Source organism: Pseudomonas sp. B21-040 (assembly GCF_024748695.1).
In the GTDB taxonomy this organism is placed as follows: domain Bacteria; phylum Pseudomonadota; class Gammaproteobacteria; order Pseudomonadales; family Pseudomonadaceae; genus Aquipseudomonas.
On sequence record NZ_CP087176.1, the window covers coordinates 2,903,309 to 2,926,376 of the forward strand.

The 23,068-nt window shown below is 59.8% G+C and carries 14 protein-coding genes and 2 riboswitches; of the genes, 6 read left to right on the plus strand and 8 right to left on the minus strand.

The window, feature by feature from the left end:
• Positions 1-146 precede the first annotated feature (146 nt).
• Complete coding sequence (locus LOY55_RS13510) at positions 147-3,899, plus strand: dermonecrotic toxin domain-containing protein (protein ID WP_258668044.1); 3,753 nt, start codon at positions 147-149, stop codon at positions 3,897-3,899.
• 52 nt (positions 3,900-3,951) lie between these two features.
• On the opposite strand, the gene LOY55_RS13515 is transcribed toward LOY55_RS13510, so the two are convergent.
• Together LOY55_RS13515 and LOY55_RS13520 are read right to left on the minus strand one after the other, a co-directional pair.
• Complete coding sequence (locus LOY55_RS13515) at positions 3,952-4,446, minus strand: DUF934 domain-containing protein (RefSeq protein ID WP_046027462.1); 495 nt, start codon at positions 4,444-4,446, stop codon at positions 3,952-3,954.
• Entirely contained in the window at positions 4,430-6,088 is a 1,659-nt protein-coding gene (locus LOY55_RS13520) for a nitrite/sulfite reductase (protein WP_046027461.1), read from the minus strand. The genes LOY55_RS13515 and LOY55_RS13520 overlap by 17 nt, the downstream gene beginning before the upstream one ends.
• Before the next feature lie 524 nt (positions 6,089-6,612).
• Here LOY55_RS13520 and LOY55_RS13525 point away from each other — a divergent pair.
• The gene (locus tag LOY55_RS13525) at positions 6,613-7,686 is read left to right on the plus strand and encodes an ABC transporter substrate-binding protein (RefSeq protein WP_046027460.1); all 1,074 of its coding nucleotides are present in this window, start codon (positions 6,613-6,615) and stop codon (positions 7,684-7,686) included.
• Here LOY55_RS13525 and LOY55_RS13530 read toward each other — a convergent pair.
• Together LOY55_RS13530 and metH are read right to left on the minus strand one after the other, a co-directional pair.
• Positions 7,683-7,901: a DUF2970 domain-containing protein gene (locus LOY55_RS13530; protein WP_046027459.1), complete on the minus strand. Its 219-nt coding sequence runs from the start codon at positions 7,899-7,901 to the stop codon at positions 7,683-7,685. The genes LOY55_RS13525 and LOY55_RS13530 overlap by 4 nt on opposite strands.
• A gap of 130 nt (positions 7,902-8,031) precedes the next feature.
• Complete coding sequence (gene metH / locus LOY55_RS13535; RefSeq protein ID WP_109784704.1) at positions 8,032-11,742, minus strand: methionine synthase; 3,711 nt, start codon at positions 11,740-11,742, stop codon at positions 8,032-8,034.
• Positions 11,743-11,897: 155 nt separating this feature from the next.
• Between metH and LOY55_RS13540 the strand changes: the two genes are divergently transcribed.
• Complete coding sequence (locus LOY55_RS13540; RefSeq protein ID WP_258668045.1) at positions 11,898-14,195, plus strand: fatty acid cis/trans isomerase; 2,298 nt, start codon at positions 11,898-11,900, stop codon at positions 14,193-14,195.
• A gap of 197 nt (positions 14,196-14,392) precedes the next feature.
• Positions 14,393-14,977 (plus strand): Fe-S biogenesis protein NfuA, encoded by a 585-nt coding sequence (gene nfuA, locus LOY55_RS13545; RefSeq protein ID WP_046027456.1) that lies wholly within the window; start codon positions 14,393-14,395, stop codon positions 14,975-14,977.
• 149 nt (positions 14,978-15,126) lie between these two features.
• On the opposite strand, the gene cobM is transcribed toward nfuA, so the two are convergent.
• The 4 genes from cobM to LOY55_RS13565 all read right to left on the minus strand — a co-directional run bounded on the left by cobM (position 15,127) and on the right by LOY55_RS13565 (position 17,279).
• On the minus strand, positions 15,127-15,873 hold the full coding sequence (gene cobM, locus LOY55_RS13550; RefSeq protein ID WP_046027455.1) for a precorrin-4 C(11)-methyltransferase: 747 nt from the start codon (positions 15,871-15,873) through the stop codon (positions 15,127-15,129).
• Between the two features lie 82 nt (positions 15,874-15,955).
• Positions 15,956-16,369 (minus strand): cobalamin biosynthesis protein, encoded by a 414-nt coding sequence (locus LOY55_RS13555; RefSeq protein WP_046027454.1) that lies wholly within the window; start codon positions 16,367-16,369, stop codon positions 15,956-15,958.
• Complete coding sequence (locus LOY55_RS13560; protein ID WP_077430253.1) at positions 16,366-17,073, minus strand: CbtA family protein; 708 nt, start codon at positions 17,071-17,073, stop codon at positions 16,366-16,368. The genes LOY55_RS13555 and LOY55_RS13560 overlap by 4 nt, the downstream gene beginning before the upstream one ends.
• Before the next feature lie 11 nt (positions 17,074-17,084).
• Positions 17,085-17,279 (minus strand): CbtB-domain containing protein, encoded by a 195-nt coding sequence (locus LOY55_RS13565; RefSeq protein WP_046027452.1) that lies wholly within the window; start codon positions 17,277-17,279, stop codon positions 17,085-17,087.
• 121 nt (positions 17,280-17,400) lie between these two features.
• A riboswitch (cobalamin riboswitch) is annotated at positions 17,401-17,629 on the minus strand.
• A 177-nt stretch (positions 17,630-17,806) separates the two neighbouring features.
• A riboswitch (cobalamin riboswitch) is annotated at positions 17,807-18,019 on the plus strand.
• A 102-nt stretch (positions 18,020-18,121) separates the two neighbouring features.
• On the opposite strand from LOY55_RS13565, the gene cobW reads away from it, so the two are divergent.
• Both cobW and cobN read left to right on the plus strand, forming a co-directional pair.
• Positions 18,122-19,204 carry a cobalamin biosynthesis protein CobW gene (cobW, locus tag LOY55_RS13570; protein WP_258668315.1) on the plus strand — a complete coding sequence of 361 codons (1,083 nt, stop codon included), beginning with the start codon at positions 18,122-18,124 and terminating at the stop codon, positions 19,202-19,204.
• Between the two features lie 3 nt (positions 19,205-19,207).
• Positions 19,208-23,065: a cobaltochelatase subunit CobN gene (gene cobN / locus LOY55_RS13575; RefSeq protein ID WP_258668046.1), complete on the plus strand. Its 3,858-nt coding sequence runs from the start codon at positions 19,208-19,210 to the stop codon at positions 23,063-23,065.
• Positions 23,066-23,068 lie beyond the last annotated feature (3 nt).

Genomic DNA, 23,068 nt, shown 5'->3' on the forward strand with positions numbered 1-23,068 from the left:
CAAGTCCCGGTTTTTTTTGCTTCAGATCCGTGCAAATTCCTTCCTGAGGTGACGAAATCTCCTAAGCCGGCTGTCGACTTGCTCCTGCATCCGATTGATTGAAGGCTGGGTAGGGTGGTGTTCCAAATGATTGCAACGGATTGCACATGACCGACCACCCTGACCAAAACGATGCTGGCCCGAGCCCGTCGCCAATGTTACGAATGCGTGGCGAACTCGCCGCCGCCGTGAACATCGCACTGCCGCAAACCCCTGATCAATTTGGCGCACACTTGATCAAGGAAAAGTGGGGAGCGGACATTGATCCGCAGACAGCCTTGCTGGTTACGCTCGATTACAACTACAAGGGGCATCCTGCCCAGGACGGCATTCAACAGGGGCAAGTGGCACATTCGCAGGCGCTGTTACAGGCGCTGCTGTCCAATTATCAGACCGTGGGTGACGGACGTTTCGCGGAAACCGCGTTCGGCCTATACACACCACCGGACATCGGGCCGTCTGTCCGGATCGTGCAGAATGTCGATGAGTTCGCTGACCACGGCAGCGGCAATCACCAGACTTATGAAGGCATTTATCGCCAAACAAAGGCGCAAACCTATGGGCCGGCAACGCAAATCCGCTTAAAACCCGCCGACTTCAAACAGTGGGTTTGGGAGCTGGATTTGCCGGGTTTGTACAAGGCCTATCTCGATAAGGCCTGGCCGTCCGACGAGACGCTCTTTGCGCCGAAACCCTATGCGTTGAGGACATCGGTCAAAGCCGCATTTCTCATGTGCGCCTGGCTGCAGCGGCATGAACAACGCCTGAGTGAAAAAGGCCTGGCGCTCGCTTTTCAGGCCGCAGGTTTGCCGGTGGATCAGGCGTGGGAAACGCTGACAATCGAAGCGCTTCGAGCGCCGACCCGAATTCCACCTCGGGTCACGGCCAGCCGATTAACACTCTATCGCTACACCGCAATCGACATCTGGACCTTTCGTGTCGCCGCCAGCCCCCGGGTGTTGATGTACATCCCGGGCAACTCTTCACCCTTGCATGACTTCGCCGACGTTTCGCAGTTGCACCAATGGGTGGTGAAACAGAGCCATGCCGGTAACACGAAGCAGGCGCTGGCTGCCCATTTTGCCGACGATGACCGACAGGACGGCACGTTCCACGCCGGCGTACTGACGGCGCTGGACGGCATGGGGATTTACCCCCGAAAGCACTGGCTGACCAGCAATGCCGGGTTCTTCAACAATGATGGTTATTGGGATCCCGCCGAGTACATCGGTTTCGACGATCAGCCACCCGCGACCGATCCGTTTGCACAGCTGGTTTTGACCATGAAACAGGCCGCCCGGGAAAGCGTCAAAACCATCCGGGACGACGCGCAAGTCAACCGCGACAATTTGAGCGCGGTTGTCGAACCGGTGGTGCAATGGATAAACCGGTTCGGGCCTTTGGCCCTGTTTGTGCCGGGGGGAGAGGGGTTACTGGCGCTGGCCGGGCTCATAGACGCCGGTTATGGGCTGGATCAGGCCGTGAACGGTGAGACGTCGAGCCAGCGCAAAGAGGGCATCACCCGCACGGTATTTGGCTTGCTCAATGCGCTGCCGCTGGCAGGCGCGGGGCGGGATGCCCGAGTTGAAGGCGCAGCGTCCGAGACGCTTTCACGAGGTGAACACATCGTCGTCACCTCGACGCAGGAAAGTGTGGCAGCGCCTTCCGGTCTGTCGCGGCTGGAACTGATCCGCGGCATCGGCCCCTCGGTGGCGTCATTCAGCGATGAAGTGCTGACGCAGATCGGCAAGGTCAGTGCGGTCGATGACGACCTGCTGCGCTTGATACACACCGGTCGGCCCCCGACGCCATTGCTGGCCGACACGATCAGTCGCTTCAAACTCGATCAGGAATTGGCTGGGGCCGGGAAAACCGGGTTATTCAGCAGTCGTTATGCCTCACTGCAGCAATCGGAGCATGAGTGGGTCCGGCTGTTTCAGCGGGAGTATCCAGGGCTGCCAAAAAGCGCCATTGAGCAAATGCTCGACCGCTACGGCGTAGATGTCCGCAAGGCGCCAGATGCTGTCGAGGTCAGGCAGGTGATCAAGCGTCTGGACAGCAAGGCCCGGCAGTATCAACAACATGTCCGGCTCAATCGTGCCTACGAAGGCTTTTACCTTCGCTCGTTCCACAATCCCGAGACAGACACGCTGGCACTGCATTCGCTCCAGCATCTGCCGGGATGGCCCAGAGATCTTCGAATAGACATTCTTGACCGTTCGCCTGCCGGCCAGGTGCTGGATCGCAGTGGTTCGCTCGATGACGCTCACTGTCGAAGCATCATCAGGGATGGAGATCGCTATCAGCAGCAAGGCAGGCAATCTGACCTCTATGAGGCGATCCTCGGAGCCCTGTCAGAAGACGAACGCTCGTCCCTGCACCTGATATCCGATGACCCCGCCAATGAGCTACGACTCAAGATCGGCGCGGTGGCGCTGCCTCGGTCGCAAACCCTGCTCGGGTTGCAACGCATGGACAGCGGGCTGTCGTTCGAGGCTCGGGGGCTGAGGGGTGGAGGTTATCCGTCGACCTCCCAAGGCACCGCCCTGACCCACGAGATGATGAGGTTGCAACTCATGGATATTTATCCCGACTTCACCGTTGCGCAGGCCGATGAAGCCCTGCAACGAGCGGGTAATGCTGCGCAAGCCTACATCGATGGGTTAAACCAGCAATTACAGCAACTCAACACGGATTTGAGCGGTTGGATAGATCAGGTTCCCCAGGATGTCGATGACATGGACCTTCCTTTTCTGGTTGCTGGCGATGAGGCGGCGCAGGGCTTTAGCCCTGCACAAATCTCGACCTACAACGTCCAGCTGCTGATGGACGAAATGGAGGACGAGCGAACCCTGAGGACGGAACTCTCTGAAGAACTGGTCGCCGTATGGCAAAAGCGTGGTGGCTCCCCAAATACCACGCTGGATATGAACTTTGAAAATTATCACCGATTGCCTGCGTTGAATGTGCGGTTCGACGACGTGACCGAGTTGTTGATGAAGGGCTTCCATCTGACCGAGGAAGACAGCTTGAACGGGTTTCTCGAGGGCTTTCCAAACCTTGAGATATTGAATCTGGAAAACGTGGACTTGCGTCACTACTTCGTGGCGGGAGATACAGGTCACTCGCTGCCGCCCGCCATCGAACAATTGAAACGCCTTCGCTCGCTGAACCTGAGTGCTACACAGTTGGTTTTCAGTGAAAGCGCCGCGTCCCGGCTGCGTAACCTGACTCGCCTGCAATCGCTGGACTTGAGCGACAACCCGCTGGGTGTGCCCCCTTTGGTGTTGGGCTTGAACGATCTACGTCAGCTCAACCTGAGAAATACCTACATCAGCCGATGCCCGATCGGTATCAAGGATGAGCCTTATCTGACGTCCCTGGATTTACGTGATAACCAGATCACCCGAGTTCCTCCCGCGGTCATAAACCAGGCGGTTGCAGACGATCGCGTGCTGCTATGGGGGAATCCGCTGACCGACGAAGACACGCTTCGCCGGCTGATCAGTCATCGAGAGGCAACAGGAATCAATTTATGGCTGGGCGCGCCCGGTGCCGACTATGGATCGCCGACAGTATGGCTACGAGACTGTGACGCAGCGTTGCAACAGTCCCGGCTTGCGCTTTGGCAGCAACTGGCGGGCAAGCCTTCTGGCACTCGGTTTTTAGCCGTCATGGACAGATTGAGTCTGACGGCCGACTTTCAAATCAGTTACTTGTCGCTACAGACAAGGGTCTGGCGATTGTTGGAGGAGGCGGGTACTTCGGACGAAATGTGGAATCGACTAAGTCGCAGCAGCGGGCGGTTCGATCATCCGATGGCAGCTTTCAACGCGCTGGAGGAGCGGGCCAGTCTTTGACTCATTACAGGAAGGAGCCTTGAACCCCTGAAAGGGGTTCAAGGTTTGACCATCAGCGGCGACGGAACAGCGGCAGCGGTTCGTCGGTGGCGGCCTGATAGGTCACCGAGAAGTCCTTGAGACCTTCAAGGGCTTCGTACGGATCTTTGTCGGGACGAATTGCAAACGCATCAAAACCGCAGCGATGCAGGTAGAACAACTGGTCGCGCAGTACATCACCAATCGCCCGCAGTTCGCCTTTGAAACCGTAACGGTCACGCAGCAGGCGGGCGTTGGAGTAGTTGCGGCCGTCGGTGAAGGCCGGGAAGTTCAAGGCGATGACCTTGAACTGCTCCACGTCTTCACCAATTTCTTCGGCTTCTTCATCGGCATCCAGCCAGACGCCCAGGCCGCCATCGCGGGCCTTGAGCATGCGGCTGTGTTCGCGCCACAGCTGCAGGGGGACGATGAGGTCGTCGCAGTTGCTGATCTCGTCGATGTTGAAATCCTTGGGCAGCAGGTGCCAGGTTTCGTCGACGACCTCGTTGTTCTTAATGATTCGCTGCATAGACGCGCTCCTTGAAGAGGTCGATGCCAATACGCTGATAGGTGTCGATGAAACGCTCGTCTTCGGTACGTTGTTCGATGTACACGTCGATCAGTTTTTCGATCACGTCAGGCATGGCTTCCTGGGCAAAGGACGGGCCAAGGATTTTACCCAGGCTGGCGTCACGGCTGGCACTGCCACCAAGGGACACCTGGTAGAACTCTTCGCCTTTCTTGTCCACCCCGAGGATGCCGATGTGGCCGACGTGGTGGTGACCACAGGCGTTCATGCAACCGGAGATGTTCAGGTCCAGTTCACCGATGTCGAACAGGTAGTCCAGGTCGTCGAAGCGGCGCTGGATCGATTCGGCAATCGGGATCGACTTGGCGTTGGCCAGCGAGCAGAAGTCGCCACCCGGGCAGCAGATGATGTCGGTCAGCAAGCCAATGTTCGGCGTGGCGAAACCTTGCTCGCGCAACTCGCCCCACATCGCGAACAGTCGGGACTGTTCCACGTCGGCCAGAATGATGTTTTGTTCGTGCGAGGTACGCAGCTGACCGAAGCTGTAACGGTCGGCCAGGTCGGCCACAGCGTCGAGCTGCTTGTCGGTGATGTCGCCCGGTGCAACACCGGTTGGCTTCAGGGACAGGGTCACGGCGACATAACCCGGCTTCTTGTGCGCCAGGGTGTTGCGGGTGCGCCAGCGTGCGAAACCAGGGTGCTGCTGGTCGAGTTCGGCCAGTTCGGCGGCCTGGTTGTCCAGGGCCTTGTAGTCCGGGTCGACGAAGTGTTTGGCAACACGATGTACTTCGGCTTCGGTCAGCGTGGTCTGGCCACCGCGAAGGTGTTCCATTTCCGCATCGACTTTCTGTGCGAAGACTTCAGGTGTCAGTGCCTTCACCAGAATCTTGATCCGCGCCTTGTACTTGTTGTCGCGACGGCCATAACGGTTGTAGACCCGCAGGATGGCGTCGAGGTAGCTCAACAGGTCTTGCCACGGCAGGAACTCATTGATGAACGCGCCCACCACCGGCGTACGGCCCAGGCCACCGCCGACCAGCACACGGAAACCCAGCTCGCCAGCGGCGTTGTGTACCGGCTCAAGGCCGATGTCATGGACTTCGATGGCGGCACGGTCGGACGTCGAACCGTTGACAGCGATCTTGAATTTACGCGGCAGGTAGGCAAATTCCGGGTGGAACGTGGTCCACTGACGGACGATCTCGCACCATGGACGCGGATCGATCAATTCATCGGCGGCAACACCGGCGAACTGGTCGGTGGTGACGTTGCGCAGGCAGTTGCCGCTGGTCTGGATCGCGTGCATCTGCACGGTCGCCAGTTCAGCCAGAATGTCCGGAATGTCTTCCACGGCCGGCCAGTTGAACTGAACGTTCTGCCGGGTACTGATGTGGGCATAGCCCTTGTCATAGTCGCGGGCAATCTTGGCCATCATGCGGATCTGACGCGAAGTCAGTTGGCCGTAAGGCACCGCCACTCGCAACATCGGCGCGAATCGCTGGATGTAAAGCCCATTTTGCAGGCGCAGGGGGCGGAACTCTTCTTCGCTCAGCTCGCCTGCCAGATAGCGTCGGGTCTGATCACGGAACTGCTTGACGCGGTCCTCGATGATCCGCTGATCGTATTCGTCGTATACGTACATATAGGTCCTGTTCTCAGGCTTGGGTCGCTCGGATACAGCTGCGTTTTTGTGCTTGCCGGAGTCCGAAAGAGCCTCTGCAATTCTGCGCGCACGGCCGCGCACTCCCCACGGAGCCGGGGCAAGATACCAGTTTGCAGTTATGCGCAAAAGTGATGTTTAAGTATATGTAAAGAACCAAATCGCCTAATGAGAATCGTTGTTGCAAAACCCTTATTTGTGGTGCGGGCAATCGTCGTCTTTACTGTGGTCGAGTCTTTGTGCAATCACCGATAAAACCGACAAGAGGCGATGCAATGAGCAACCCTACCAAAGCTACAAAGCCTGACAGTACGGTCGATGCTTGGGCGATCTTGTTTCTGATCATCCTGGTCGTGGGCACGGCGGTATTCTGGGTCAGTCATCAATAAACGACCCCGTCCGGGCCCCTACCCGACGATTGTCGGACAAAAGCCGTAATAAACCCCGTTTTACGGAACTTCACTGGCTATAATGCGCGGCGGAATTTCCGGGGGCTCGGACGTTAAATGTTGAAGTTTTTCTACACCTTCCTGCTGGCGTTTGGCGCGATTTACGGTCCGACTGCGCGTGCAGAGTCGGTGCTGTTCCTGAGCCCCGGCACCACCCAGGAAGCCTTCTGGATCAGCTACGTTCAATTCATGCAAGCCGCCGCCAAAGACTTGGGCATTGACCTGAAAATTCTGTATGCCCAGCGCATGCCTGAGCTCACGGTGGCGCAAGCCCGGCTGGCCCTCCAGGGTCCTGATCGCCCGGACTACCTGGTTTTCGCCAATGAACAGTACGTCGCCCCGCAAATCCTGCGCCTGGCTCAAGGCAGCGGGGTAAAGCTGTTCATGGTTAATGCGTCGCTGACGGCCAATCAGCAGAGCCTGCTGGGTGAGCGTGAGGACCAAGTGGGCAGTCTGGTGCCTAACGACGAGGAGGGCGGTTACCTGATGCTCAAGGAACTGATCCGCCAGCACCCGCGGGCAGTGCCCGGCCAGCCCATCGAGTTGCTGGCGTTCTCGGGGCTGAAAATTACCCCCTCGGCGCAACTGCGCGAGCAAGGGATGATGCGCGCCTTGGCCGAACACCCTGAAGTGCGTTTGCGCCAATTGGTTTACAGCGGCTGGAACCGGGAGCGGGCCTATGAGCAGGCGAAGCTGTTGTTCCGGCGTTACCCCAAGGTATCCCTGGTGTGGTCAGCCAATGACGAGATGGCGTTTGGCGCGATGCAGGCGTTCGAGGAAACCGGTGGAAAACCCGGCAAAGATGCGTTGTTCAGCGCAATCTCTGCGTCTCCCGTCGCGTTGCAGGCGATGATTGACGGTCGTCTGAGCGTGCTGTTGGGCGGTCACTTCACGTTGGGTGGCTGGGCGTTGGTGCAGTTGCATGATTATGACAGGGGCGTCGACCTCGACCGGTACGGCGGCCGTGACCGACAGATACCGTTGTTGCAACTGATCGACAAGGCGCAAGCCAAGCGAATGCTGGCCATGGGGGCAACGCCGGACTACGGCGTGAACTTCCGTCGACTCTCAGCCAAAGGGCGACCGACGTCCTACCGCTACCCGTTCACCCTGCAAACACTGATGCGCTAGACCCCGGCCAGATGCACCACCAGTTGCACGATGCCGTACAGGATCAGCGCGAACACCGTTGTGAACAAAATCCCCAGAATCACGAAATGACTCGGTTTGCCGTGAGTGAAATCCCGGGCCCGGTTCTTCCCGCTCTGCACCCCGAACGCTGCTGCCATGACGCTGTGCAGCATTTGCCAGAAGGTTGGCGGCTTGTTGTCGACTGGATCGTCCATACATCCCCCGTCATTTATGTTTGAGCCATAAGCATAGACCTACGGCGGACACAAACAACTGTGGGAGCGAGCAGGCTCGCTCCCACAAGGGAATCACTGCTGGCCACAGTATTGTGGCCAGGTAGCTGACTTAGTTGTCGTAACCGAGGTTAGGTGCCAACCAGCGTTCGGTGACGCTCAATTCCTGGCCTTTGCGCGAGGTGTAGCTCTGCACCTGATCCTTGTCGATCTTGCCCACGGCAAAGTACTGCGCCTGCGGGTGAGCGAAGTACCAGCCACTGACCGCCGCTGCCGGGAACATCGCGTAGTGCTCGGTCAGGAACACACCGCTGCGACCGGCCTTCAGCTCTTCGGCTTCCGGGTCCAGCAGTTTGAACAACGTGGATTTTTCGGTGTGATCCGGGCAGGCCGGGTAGCCCGGAGCAGGGCGGATGCCGGTGTATTGCTCTTTGATCAGCGCCTCGTTGTCGAGCGTCTCGTCCTTGGCATAACCCCAATAGTCTTTACGGACCTGTTGGTGCAGCCATTCGGCGCAGGCCTCGGCCAACCGGTCGGCCAGTGCCTTGACCATGATCGAATTGTAATCGTCGCCCGCGTCTTGATAAGCCTTGGCCACTTCTTCGGCGCCAATGCCCGCGGTGGTGATGAAACCGCCCACGTAGTCGGTCACTTCACTGTCTTTGGGCGCGACAAAGTCGGCCAGCGAGAAGTTCGGTTTGCCGTCGGTCTTGATGATTTGCTGGCGCAGGTGATGCAGCTTGGCAATCGCCTTGCCGTCATCGCCGTAGACTTCAATGTCATCTTCACGCACCTGGTTGGCCGGCCAGAAGCCAAACACTGCGCGGGCACTGATCAGCTTTTCGTCAATCAACTTGGCGAGCATTTCCTGGGCATCGGCGTACAGCGAGGTAGCGGCTTCGCCAACCACTTCGTCTTCGAGAATGCGCGGGAATTTGCCGGCCAGATCCCAGGAGATGAAAAACGGCGTCCAGTCGATGTATTCGGCCAGGACTTTGAGGTCGATATTGTCCAGCACTTTGGAGCCGGTGAACGTCGGTTTGACCGGCGCGTAAGTGCTCCAGTCGAACTGCGGCTTCTTGGCAATGGCTGCCGGGTAGCTCAGGCGTTCGGTGCGGGCACTGCGGTTGGCCGTGCGTTCGCGAACGTCGATGTATTCCAGGCGGGTTTTCTCGACGAATGCCGGTTTCAGTTCCTTGGACAGCAATTGTGTCGCCACGCCCACGGCGCGGGAGGCGTCCGTCACGTAGATCACCGCGTCGTTGCTGTACTTGGGTTCGATTTTTACCGCCGTGTGGGCTTTGGAGGTGGTCGCGCCACCGATCATCAACGGCAGGTAGAAGTCCTGGCGCTGCATTTCGCGCGCGACGTGGACCATTTCATCCAGCGAAGGCGTGATCAGGCCGGACAGGCCGATGATGTCGCACTTCTGCTCTTTGGCCACTTGCAGGATTTTTTCCGCTGGGACCATCACGCCGAGGTCGACGATGTCGTAGCCGTTACAGCCCAGCACCACGCCAACGATGTTCTTGCCGATGTCGTGCACGTCGCCTTTTACCGTGGCCATCAGGATCTTGCCCTTGGCTTCTGGCTTGTCGCCTTTTTCCAGTTCGATGAACGGGATCAAGTGCGCCACGGCCTGCTTCATGACACGGGCGGATTTCACCACCTGGGGCAGGAACATTTTGCCGGCGCCGAACAGGTCGCCGACGATGTTCATGCCGGACATCAGCGGGCCTTCGATCACTTCGATCGGGCGGGCGAACGATTGGCGAGATTCTTCGGTGTCTTCCACGATGTGGGTGGTGATGCCCTTGACCAGCGCATGCTCCAGACGCTTGTTGACCGGCCAGCCGCGCCATTCTTCGGTCTCGGCTTCCTTGACGCTGCCGTCGCCTTTGTATTTGTCGGCGATGGCGAGGAGGGCGTCGGTGCCTTCCGGGGTGCGGTTGAGGATCACGTCTTCGACGGCATCGCGCAGCTCTTGCGGGATCTGGTCGTAGATCTCCAGCTGGCCGGCGTTGACGATACCCATGGTCAGGCCGTTGCGGATCGCATACAGCAGGAACACCGAGTGAATCGCCTCGCGCACCGGGTTGTTGCCACGGAACGAGAACGACACGTTGGACACGCCGCCCGAGGTCAGGGCATACGGCAGTTCGTCGCGGATGTAGGCGCAAGCATTGATGAAGTCCACAGCGTAGTTGTTGTGTTCTTCGATACCGGTGGCGACGGCGAAGATATTCGGGTCGAAAATGATGTCTTCCGGCGGGAAGCCCACTTCGTTGACCAGAATGTCGTAGGAACGTTTGCAGATTTCCTTTTTACGCGCTTCGGTGTCGGCCTGGCCGGCTTCGTCGAACGCCATTACGACAACCGCGGCGCCGTAGCGCTTGCACAGCTTGGCGTGATGAATGAACTGCTCGACGCCTTCTTTCATGCTGATCGAGTTGACGATGCCCTTGCCCTGAATGCATTTCAGGCCGGCTTCGATCACTTCCCATTTGGAGGAGTCGATCATGATCGGTACGCGGGAGATGTCCGGCTCGCCGGCAATCAGATTGAGGAAGGTCACCATGGCCTTCTTCGAATCGAGCATCCCTTCGTCCATGTTGATGTCAATCACCTGCGCGCCGGCTTCGACCTGCTGCAGGGCGACTTCCAGGGCTTCGGTGTAGTTGTCTTCACGGATCAGGCGGGCAAATTTTGCGGAGCCGGTGATGTTGGTCCGCTCGCCGACGTTGACGAACAACGAGCTGCGATCAATGGTGAACGGTTCCAGGCCCGACAGACGGCAGGCCTTGGGGATCTCCGGAATTTCACGCGGTGCGTAACCGGCCACGGCTTTGGCGATGGCTTCGATGTGGCCCGGGGTGGTGCCGCAGCAGCCGCCGACGATATTCAGGAAGCCACTTTGAGCGAACTCTTCGATGACCTTGGCGGTGTCCACCGGCAACTCGTCGTACTCACCGAATTCGTTCGGCAGGCCGGCGTTCGGGTGCGCGGAAACGTGGGTGCTGGCCTTGTTCGACAGCTCTTCCAGGTACGGGCGCAGTTCGCGGGCGCCGAGGGCGCAGTTCAGACCGACCGAGATGGGCTTGGCGTGCGCCACGGAGTTCCAGAACGCTTCGGTGGTTTGCCCGGACAGGGTTCGGCCAGAAGCATCGGTAATGGTGCCGGAGATCATGATCGGCAACTCGATGCCCAACTCTTCGAACACACCTTGCACGGCGAAGATCGCGGCTTTGGCGTTCAGGGTGTCGAAGATGGTTTCGATCAGGATCAGGTCGGCGCCGCCTTCGATCAGGCCTTTGGTGGACTCGGTGTAGTTCACCACCAACTCATCAAAGGTCACGTTGCGGTAGCCAGGGTTGTTCACGTCTGGCGACAACGAACAGGTACGGCTGGTCGGGCCCAGTACGCCGGCGACGAAGCGCGGCTTGTCCGGGGTTTCGAGGGTCTTGGCGTCGGCCACCTTGCGGGCCAGGCGTGCGCCTTCTACGTTTAATTCGTACGCCAGGCCCTGCATGCCGTAGTCGGCCAGGGAAATCTGGGTGGCATTGAAGGTGTTGGTTTCCAGGATGTCGGCGCCGGCGTCCAGATAGGCTTTCTCGATGCCACCAATCACATCCGGGCGAGTCAGCACCAGAAGGTCGTTGTTGCCTTTGACATCGCTTGGCCAGTCAGCAAAACGTTTGCCACGGTAATCCTGCTCTTCGAGCTTGTAGCTCTGGATCATCGTGCCCATGCCGCCATCGAGAATCAGGATGCGCTCTTTGAGGGCGTGCTTGAGAGCTTGAAGGCGAACACTGCGATCGGACATTTGGACTACTCGGAAAGACCATGACGAAGGGGCCGGATCATAGCAAACCTGTGCGCTTTTAGAGCATGCCCCGATTTTGCATGAATATCGTTCATGTTGGACAGGGTGCCTGCCCGGTAGAATCGCGGCGATTTTTCAAGATTGGGACCAGGGATATGTCGTATCGCGTCATCACCAGCATTTTTATGCTGCTTCTAAGCTGGGACGCCGCGGCGCAAGGTCCGGCCATTTCCACTGCTATTTCCTACAGCCGGGACATCCAACCGATCTTTACTGAAAAGTGCGTGGCCTGCCATGCCTGCAACGATGCCGCCTGTCAGCTCAACCTGGGCAGTGGCGAAGGGGCTGCACGTGGCGCGACCAAAGTGCCGGTCTACGATGGCGATCGCCGAACGGCCGCAGCACCGACCCGCCTGTTTTACGATGCCTTTGGCAAGCATGCCTGGCAGCAGAAGGGCTTCTTCCCCGTGCTGGACGCTCAAGGCAGTCAGGCTGCGTTGATGGCGCGGATGCTTGAGCTGGGCCATAAAACCCCCTTGCAGCCCAATGCCAAATTGCCGGACGAGATCGTGCTGGGTCTGAACCGGGAAAACAGCTGCGCCATGCCAGCGGAGTTCGACGGCTATGCCCGTTCACATCCCAAAGAAGGCATGCCGCTGGCGGTCACCGGCCTGACCGACCAGCAATACCAGACGCTGCAGCGCTGGCTGGCCTCGGGTGCGCCGATTGATGAACAGGGGCTGGTGCCGAGCGCGAAAGAAGCGTTGCAGGTGGTGCAGTGGGAAAACCTGCTCAACGCCCCCGGCTCCCGGCAAAGTCTGGTGGCCCGCTGGTTGTTCGAGCACTGGTTTCTTGCCCATCTCTATTTCAAGGACGGCGAGCCAGGGCACTTTTTCCAGTGGGTGCGCTCGCGTACGCCCACCGGTCAGCCGATTGACCTGATCAACACACGCCGTCCGAATGATGACCCGGGTACTCAGGTGTATTACCGCTTGTGGCCGGTGCAGGGTGTGATTGTGCAGAAAACCCACATCACCTATCCGCTGAGTGCGGCGAAGATGGCGCGGGTCAAAAGCCTGTTCTATAGCGGCAACTGGCAGGTCAACGCCTTGCCAGGCTACGGGCCGGAACGGCGGGCCAATCCGTTCGATACCTTCGAAGCTATTCCGGCGCAGGCGCGCTACCAGTTCATGCTCGATAACGCCGAATACTTCGTGCGCACGTTCATTCGTGGGCCGGTTTGCCGTGGGCAGATCGCCACGGATGTGATTCGCGACAACTTCTGGGCGCTGTTCCAGGCCCCTGAGCACGACCTCTATATCACCGACCCGAATTACCGCGGCCAGGCCACACCGTTGCTGGCCATGCCGGGTCAGAATGACGATGTCGGTAGCGTCTTGAGCCTGTGGCATGGCTACCGCGACAAGCGTAACGAATACGAAGCGCTGCGCCGGGACAATTACGCCGACGCACCGGCGCCTAGCTGGTCGACCTTGTGGGCGGGGAATGACAACGCGTTACTGACGATCTTCCGCCACTTCGACAGTGCGTCGGTGAACAAAGGCTTGATCGGCGATGTGCCGCAAACCATGTGGCTGTTCGATTTTCCGCTGCTGGAGCGCACCTACTACCAATTGGCGGTGAACTTCGACGTGTTCGGCAACGTTTCCCACCAGGCCCAGACCCGCCTGTACTTTGACCTGATCCGTAACGGCGCCGAACAGAACTTCCTGCGCCTGATGCCGGCCGACTCACGGGACGGCTACCTCGACGATTGGTACCAGAACAGCGGCAAGTTCAAGATGTGGCTGGACTATGAGTCCATCGATGACGACAAACCGACCGCGCTGAAACTCGACGAGAAAGACCCCAAGCGCGATTTCGCCATGCAGTTGCTGGCCCGTTACGGCGAACTCAATGCCAACCCCGATCCGATCAACCGGTGCAATGGTGCGTATTGCTCGCGGCCGAATATCGACCCGGACTTGCAGGACGCCGAACAAGTATTGAGTCGCCTGACTTCGCGCCCGGCAGCCGGCTTGAGGGTCATCGACCAGTTGCCGGAAGCAACGATGTTGCGTATCGAAACGACGAGCGGCAAACGCGTGGCCTACAGCCTGTTGCGCAACCGTGCGCACAGCAATGTGGCGTTCCTGCTCGGTGAATCTTTGCGCTACCAGCCGGGGCTCGACACGTTGACCATTTACCCGGGTGTACTCAGCAGTTACCCGAACTTTATGTTCAACATTCCGGCCGATCAGGTCCCGGCGTTCGTCGCTGCAATGGAAAACGCCAAAGACACGGATGATTTCGAGAAAGTCGTCGAACGGTGGGGGATTCGTCGCAGTCATCCGCAATTCTGGTTCTATTTCCACGACCTCAGCCGTTACGTCCACGAAACCGACCCGGTGGAAGAGGGCGTGCTGGATATGAATCGCTACGAAAACCTCTGAGCCACTGCAATTCCCTGCGGGAGCGGGCTTGCCCGCGAAGAGGTCGTCACATTCAGCATAAATGTTGAATGACCTGATGCGTTCGCGGGCAAGCCCGCTCCTGCAAGGGATCACCATTTCTTTCCTGACAAAAATACTAGGACTTTGTGCGGCGCGATGATTGGCGTAAACTGCGCCCAAGCCTGCGAGGAGTTTCCATGACCGCTATAACCATTACCGACGCCGCCCATGATTACCTGGCTGACCTGCTTTCCAAGCAGAACACCCCGGGTATCGGTATCCGCGTCTTTATCACCCAGCCTGGCACCCAGTACGCCGAAACCTGCATTGCCTACTGCAAGCCGGGCGAAGAAAAACTTGAAGACACGGCGCTGGGGCTCAAAAGCTTCACCGCTTACATCGATCACTTCAGTGAAGCCTTCCTGGACGATGCGGTGGTCGACTACGCCACCGACCGCATGGGCGGCCAACTGACCATCAAGGCGCCAAACGCCAAAGTGCCGATGGTCAATGCCGACAGCCCGGTTAACGAGCGTATCAATTACTACCTGCAAACCGAGATCAACCCGGGGCTGGCGAGCCACGGCGGTCAGGTCAGCCTGATCGATGTCGTTGAAGACGGTATCGCCGTTCTGAAATTCGGCGGTGGTTGCCAGGGCTGTGGCCAGGCGGACGTGACCCTGAAGGAAGGCATCGAGCGCACGTTGCTTGAGCGTATTCCTGAGCTCAAGGGTGTTCGTGACGTGACCGACCACACGCAGAAAGAAAACGCCTACTACTGAGTAAGGTGTTCACTGCGACATAAAAAAACGGCGCCCCGTGAGCGCCGTTTTTTTATGCCTGTGATCGTTCCCACGCTCCGCGTCCCAAAAGCGGACGCAGAGCGTCCAGTGAGGCATGCCCACCCGGAGTGTGGGAACAGTGCGATCATTCAGGGGCGATACAAATGCGCATGCCCCGCGCGATACAGCGACGAGGCGCTGAACTGGTCACTCCCCAATACCCGCCCGACCAAGATCAACGCCGTGCGCCGAAATCCCTTCGCTTCAACCTTCCCGGCAATGTCCTCAAGTGTCCCCACTACCCAATCCTGATCCGGCCAGGTCGCCCGGTGGATCACCGCGATCGGGCAGTCCGCGCCGTAATGCGGCAGCAGTTCAGCGAGGATTTTCTCCAGGTGATTGACGCCCAAATGAATGGCCATGGTCGCCCCATGTTGCGCCAGGCTGCCCAGTTCTTCGCCAGCCGGCATGGCTGTCTTGTCCGCGTAGCGGGTCAAAATCACGCTTTGCGAAATGTCCGGCAGGGTCAGTTCCGCCCCTAAAAGCGCCGCGCACGCCGCTGTCGCCGTTACGCCCGGTACGATTTCAAACGGAATGTCGAGCTCACGCAGGTAGCGAATCTGTTCGCCAATCGCGCCATACAGGCTCGGATCGCCGGAATGCACCCGTGCCACGTCCTGGCCGTTGGCGTGGGCGGTTTTGATCAGTTCGATGATCTGTTCCAGGTGTAATTCGGCGCTGTTGACCACCTGTTCGGCGCGATGGCCTTCCAGCACGGCCACGGGCACCAGGGAGCCGGCATAGATGATCACCGGGCAGCTGCGAATCAGCCGTTGGCCTTTGACCGTGATCAGTTCCGGGTCGCCGGGGCCTGCGCCAATGAAGTAGACGGTCATCGTCGGTTCCTGTGAGAAAAGGGGCAGGGCAACGGCTTCAGATGAAGATTGCTCATGATCGAATGCGCGATTACCAGGGATTTTACGCAGCGCCGGCCAATGCCAGGGTCGCCTGAGCGTATTTTTGTCGGGATATCAGCAACTTCGCTGGCGCCTGGGCCAATTGTTCGGCCAATGCCAGGGCAGCACTTTCCGCTACGCCATAACAGCCCGTGCGCTCGAAGGCGATGTCTGAATGATGGGTGAGTTTGGTGTGATAGCAGGCCAATTGTTCACTGCTGAAAAACAACAACGGCAACTCGAGTTGTGCGGCCAGCTCGACCAGACCCGACTCGTCGCGTTTCAGGTCGATGCTGGCCAGGGCCTTTATTTCGTGAAGTCCGACTTGATGAGCCTGTAACGCCTGATCAAGCAATGCCCGCAGCGTGCTGGCGGGGCAGCCGCGCTGGCAGCCCAGGCCGACCACTAACGTCGGCGCTGTGCGGGTCTCTGTCATGCGTGGTATTGGCCATCGTTTTTGCGTCGGAACAACCAGGCACTGATCAGGCCCAAGGCCAGCCAGAACGCCACGTTGGTCAGCTGCGAAGCGATTTTGAACTGCGCTTCCAGGGCTTCCGGCGCGAGCATCGAATGCACTTCCGGCTGAGGTGCGCCGATGACATGTGGAGTGGCCAGAATCGCCGCGCCCAGCACTTTCATCAGCCAATGACGGCTGAACACGATCAGGGCGATGCCGGCTGCTGTGGACGCCGCCGTGCCGATCCACCAGATCTGCCGTTGTGCCAGATCGGCTGCGGCAGTGCCCGGCAATTCAGGTGGCAGGCCGAGGGTCGGTGCGAGGACGAACGTCGCGTAACCGGCCAAGCCCCAGAGCAGACCTTGTGCGGTGCTGTTTGGCGCCCGCAGGGTATAGAGACCGGCAAGCATCAGGGCAAAACCGACCGCGACCACCAGGTTGCCGCCGGTGGTCGACAGCACGCGCTGCCAGCCGTCTTCCGGCTCCCAGGCTTCGGCGTCGTGGGTATGAGCGGCCATGGCGCCGTCGGCGTGTTCATGGGGTTGAACCACTGCCGGCTCGGCTTTTTCGTAGGTTTCGGCCTGAAGGATCAGCGGTGCCACCCAGAAACTTTGCAGCAGGGTCAGCAACAGGGCGGCCAGCAACCCGGTGAAACCTGCGGTTTGCGCAATACGCTTGATCATTTGGGCAGGTCTCAATGGCAAGGGAACGCAGAGCTGTGACGGGTATCGTGCGCGGCGTTGTGCACCGCTTCTATGTGCGAGAAACCGGCGAAATAGACAAGGCACGCGCCCAGGATCGACGCACACACGGCGGCGGTCAGGCGTTGGGTCAGGGTTGTGGTGGTGCTGGCGGTGCTGCTGGAGCCGGTGCTGGTGATGATCGACATGGCGCGCTTCCCTCTGGTCTGTCAGCGGGTGAATAGAGCGCATGGAAAACCCCTGCGATTCGGGCTCGCAGACGTTCAAACAGCGCCCGCCCACCGCGGGTTTGTTGTTCCGTGACCGTAAGGGTCACTGTGTGTTGCGGGCCGGTCTCCGGGCTCACGAGGGGCGTTGGCTTTCGCCGTGGCCTGCAAACATCACCTTCCCATGCCGAACTGCTGGCACAGTGGATTTGATGCTTCGCTCGCTTACCGTTGCGGGGGCAGCACCGGACTGACATGGCTTTGAGTAAAGCACATGATTCACCGGTTTCCCGTTTCACCCTGTGAAGGGCACCCGTAACAAAGCGTGTAGGAGAGCATGGGCGGGGGTTGGCCGTCAATTGGCAAGGGTTCTCAACACGCCATTGTGTCGACGCTATCGCGGGCAAGCCTTGCGCCTACAAGACCGCCCTAATCCTGTAGGAGCAAGGCTTGCCCGCGAAAGCGTCCTGATGGCCGCCACAAGACATTGACCCGCTCCCAAGCGATGCGTAGCCTTGCGCTTTCGAGGTTCTTCGGCGTTTGTCGAAGCTAAGAAGGGAACGCGGTCAATGCCGCGGCTGCCCCCGCAACTGTGAACGGTTCAGTTTCTGCCATGCCACTGCATGCGCCAGCCATGGCGCGAGCGGGAAGGCGCAGCAACCGCCAGTCAATCGACTGGCCAGCCGTCAGCCAGGAGACCTGCCTCGACACAGATTCTCACTTTCAACCGGGCGGGGTGATCCGGTGGCGAACTCTTCAGGCATGCGCGTGCGCGCTGCCGGTCGTCGTCCCGTATGCCCGCCACCAAAGCCAAAGGGCATCCGATGAAAACACTGGCCAAACTCCCCGTCACCATCGTTACCGGTTTCCTCGGCTCGGGCAAAACCACGCTGCTGCGGCACATGCTCGACAACGCTCAGGGCCGTCGCATCGCGGTGATCGTCAACGAGTTTGGCGAGCTGGGCATTGACGGCGAAATCCTCAAGCAATGCTCCATCGGCTGCACCGAAGAAGAAGCCAACGGTCGCGTTTATGAGTTGGCCAACGGCTGCCTGTGCTGCACGGTTCAGGAAGAATTCTTCCCGGTGATGCGCGAACTGGTTGCCCGTCGCGGCGACCTCGATCACATCCTCATCGAAACCTCGGGCCTGGCCCTGCCAAAACCGTTGGTTCAAGCCTTCCAATGGCCGGAAATCCGCAGTGCCTGCACCGTCGACGCGGTCATTACCGTCGTCGACAGCCCGGCCGTGGCCGCCGGCACCTTTGCCGCGTTCCCGGATCAGGTCGACGCCCAGCGTAAACTCGACCCGAACCTGGACCATGAATCGCCGCTGCACGAGCTGTTCGCAGACCAATTGGCCAGCGCCGACCTGGTGATCCTCAACAAGGCCGACCTGATCAGCCCTGAAGACCTGGCCCGCGTGCGCCTTGAAGTCGCTGAAGAATTGCCACCGGCGGTCAAAGTCATCGAAGCCAGCAGCGGTCGCCTACCGCTGGACGTGCTGATCGGCCTCGGTGCCGGTTCCGAAGAGCACATCGACAGCCGTCACAGCCATCACGACCATCACCACGACGGTGATGACCACGACGGTGATGACCACGACGACCACGATCACGATGCGTTTGACTCGATCTCCCTCGAACTGCCGCAAGCCGACGAAAGCCTGCTGCTGGATGCGCTGACCCAACTGGTGGTCAAGCATGGCATCCTGCGTGTGAAAGGCTTCGCCGCGATCCCCAACAAACCGATGCGTTTGCTGATTCAGGGCGTGGGCACGCGTTTCGACAAGCACTTTGACCGTCAGTGGGGCGCCGATGAGGCGCGGACCACGCGCTTGGTGTTGATCGGTCAAGACCTGGACGCCGCGCAACTCGAAGCGCAATTGCGCGCCGCGCTCAGCGTTTAAGCCATGCACCTGCTCAGGACCCAGCCCGGCGGTTTCGTGTCGGACGACAACATCGCCGACCTTGGACAAACCCCCGCCGAGCTGGTGATCCTGTGCAGCGGTGATTCCAGCCTGGCGCTGCTCGCAGAAGCCGCGCAGCAATTGCCCGATGATTATCCCAGCGTGCGCCTGGCCAATCCGATGCAGGTGCAAAACCATGCCTCGGTCGACCTGTATGTCGACGAAGTGCTGCGGCACGCCAAGGTGATTCTGATTTCGCTGCACGGCGGCATCGCCTATTGGCGTTACGGCATCGAGCGGCTGGTGGAGCTTTCCCAGCGGGGCGTGCAACTGATTCTGGTGCCGGGTGATGATCGCCCGGACCCGGAACTCAGCGACCTGAGCACCGTGGCGGCCGGCGATCGCGACCGGCTCTGGCAGTTTTTGCGTCAGGGCGGCATGGGCAATGCCCTGGATTTTTTTCGCTGCCTGGCCACTCAATGGCTTGGCCGCGATTACGCCTGGGCCGAGCCCCAAACCCTGCCGCGCACGGCGATTTACCATCCGAAAAAAAGCCCCGCAGTCCTGAAAGACTGGCAAGCCGATTGGCACGCCGATCAACCGGTGGCGGCGGTGTTGTTTTACCGCTCGCATTTGCAGGCGGCCAATACCGGTTTTATCGATGTTTTCTGCCAGCGTTTGCAGGCGGCGGGGTTAAATCCCTTGCCGATTGCCGTGGCCAGTTTGAAAGAGCCCGGCTGCCTGACGGTGGTCGAGGATTGGCTGGATGAAGTCGAGGCGGGGGTGATTTTGAACACCACCGGTTTCGCCCAATCCAGCCCCGAAGCGCCGCACCTGCGACCGTTTCGCCGCAACATCCCGGTGATTCAGGCGATTTGCGCCCAAGACAACGAGCCCGGATGGCGCGCCAGTGAGCAAGGCCTCGGCCCGCGTGACCTGGCGATGCACATCGCATTGCCGGAACTGGACGGCCGCATCATCAGCCGCCCGATCAGCTTCAAGGACTTGGCGTGGCGCAGCGAGCGCAGTCAGTCGGACGTCGTTTGCTATCGTCCTCAACCCGAACGCATGGATTTCGTCGCCGAACTGGCGCGGCGCTGGATCGATCTGGCGCGGCTGGCGAACAGCGAAAAACGTATCGCCCTGATTCTCGCCAACTACCCGACCCGGGATGGGCGCATCGGCAATGGCGTCGGCCTCGATACCCCGGCCGCCGCGTTGAATATCTTGCGAGCGCTGCAGGTCGAGGGTTATCCGCTGTCGGCCGAGTTACCGGACAGCGGAACGGCGTTGATCCAGCAATTACTCGGCGGGGTCAGCAACGACCTCGATACCCTGGATCAGCGTCCCTGCCATCAAAGCCTCACGCTGGACGAATACCGGCAGATGTTCGACGCCTTGCCCGAGGCCAACCGCCAAGCAGTGCTGGAACGCTGGGGCACGCCCGAAAGCGATCCGATGTGCCGTGGCGGACGAATGATGATCGCCGGCCTGCGCTTCGGCCTGACCTTCGTCGGTATTCAGCCGGCGCGTGGTTATCAGGTGGACCCGAGCGCGGTGTATCACGACCCGGACCTGGTGCCGCCGCACGGTTATCTGGCGTTCTACTTCTGGCTGCGCAACACCTACGGGGCCCACGGCGTGATTCACGTCGGCAAGCACGGCAACCTCGAATGGTTGCCGGGCAAAGGTGTCGGGCTCTCGGAAAACTGCTGGCCGGACGCATTGCTCGGGCCGCTGCCGAACATTTATCCGTTTATCGTCAATGACCCGGGCGAGGGCGCGCAGGCCAAGCGCCGCACTCAAGCGGTGATCATCGATCACCTGATGCCGCCGCTGACCCGCGCTGAAACCTACGGACCACTGCGCAATCTCGAATTGCTGGCCGACGAGTATTACGAAGCGCAACTGCTCGATCCGCGTCGTGCTCGGGAATTGCAGCGCGACATCCTGCAACTGGTGCGCGACACGCACATTGATCGTGAACTGCAACTGGACGAAAAACTCGACAGCGATGCCGACGCGGCGATCTGGTTGCCGCGTCTGGACACCTATCTCTGCGATTTGAAGGAATCGCAGATTCGCGATGGCCTGCACATCTTTGGCGAGTCACCGACCGGGCGCTTGCGCATCGACACCTTGCTGGCCTTGCTGCGGATTCCCCGTGGCGATGGTCGTGGTGCGCAATCCAGTTTGCTGCGAGCGTTGGCGAAGGCGTTCGAGCTGGGATTCGATCCTCTGGATTGTGCGTTGGCTGACCCATGGGAAGGGCCGCGCCCCATTGAACTGCAAACCCTCACCGATGAAGCCTGGCGCACGGCGGGTGATACCCGTGAACGCCTGGAATTGTTCGCCGCTCAACTCATCTCGCAGACTTTGATGACTGAATCCGGTCCCTGTAGGAGCGAGCCTGCTCGCGATGCGGTTCATCATTCAACATTGATGTCGATTGACCCACTGCTATCGCGAGCAGGCTCACTCCTACAGGAGACGGGTTGGTCCGACGTGCAAGCCATCCTCGACAGCCTGCGCGAAGTCGTCGCACCACGCCTTGACGCCTGCGGCCCAGCCGAAATGCGCGGTCTGCTCGACGCCCTGAAGGGCCGCTTCGTTCCCGCCGGCCCCAGCGGCGCACCCAGCCGCGGCCGTCTGGACGTGCTGCCTACCGGGCGCAACTTCTATTCGGTGGACGTGCGCAACCTGCCGACCACCACCGCGTGGCGCATCGGTTTCCAGTCGGCCAACCTGATCCTTGAACGACATCTGCAAGACCACGGCGATCATCTGCGCCAACTCGGTTTGTCCGTGTGGGGCACCGCGACCATGCGCACTGGCGGCGACGACATTGCCCAAGCCATGGCGCTGATGGGCGTGCGTCCGGTCTGGGCGACCGGCAGTCAGCGAGTCGACGATTTCGAGATTCTGCCGCTGAGCTTGCTCGACCGCCCGCGTGTGGACGTTACCTTGCGCGTCTCCGGTTTTTTCCGCGATGCCTTTGCCAACCTGATCCGCTTGTTCGACGCCGCGGTGCAAGCGGTCGCCGCGCTGGATGAACCCGACGACCTGAACCCGTTGGCGGCCAAAGTGCGTGCCGAACGTGAAGCGTTGATGCAATCGGGGCTGGATGAAGACGCTGCGAATCGTCAGGCCGGTTGGCGAATTTTCGGGGCCAAACCCGGTGCGTATGGTGCCGGCGTGCAGGGCGCCATCGACGGGCGTCTGTGGCAAAGCCGCGAAGATCTGGCCGAGGTATACCTGAACTGGGGCGGCTATGCTTATGGCGGCTCGGACGAAGGTACCGCCGCTCGCGAACAATTCGCCCAGCGCCTGAGCCAGGTGCAAGCGGTGCTGCAAAACCAGGACAATCGCGAGCACGACTTGCTCGATTCCAACGATTATTACCAGTTCCAGGGCGGCATGCTCGCCGCCGTAGAAAGCCTCAGCGGTGAAGCCGCGGCCAGTTACCACGGCGATCACAGTCAACCGGACTTGCCGAAAATCCGCACCTTGAAGGAAGAGCTGAACCGGGTGATTCGTTCCCGGGCGGCCAATCCAAAGTGGATCGACGGGGCCAAGCGTCACGGCTACAAAGGCGCGTTTGAACTGGCGGCGACGGTCGACAACCTGTTTGCGTTCGACGCCACTACGCAACTGATTGACGATCACCAGTACGCGTTACTGGCCGACGCTTATTTGCTCGATCCGGCAACTCGCGATTTCGTTCGCGAGCACAACCCGCATGCGTTGCGAGACATGACCGAACGGATGCTGGAAGCGCAGCAGCGAGGGATGTGGAAGGAACCGGGCGAGTATCGCGAGGCGCTGGAGAATTTGTTGTTGGATATAGAAGAAGATTCATGAGGG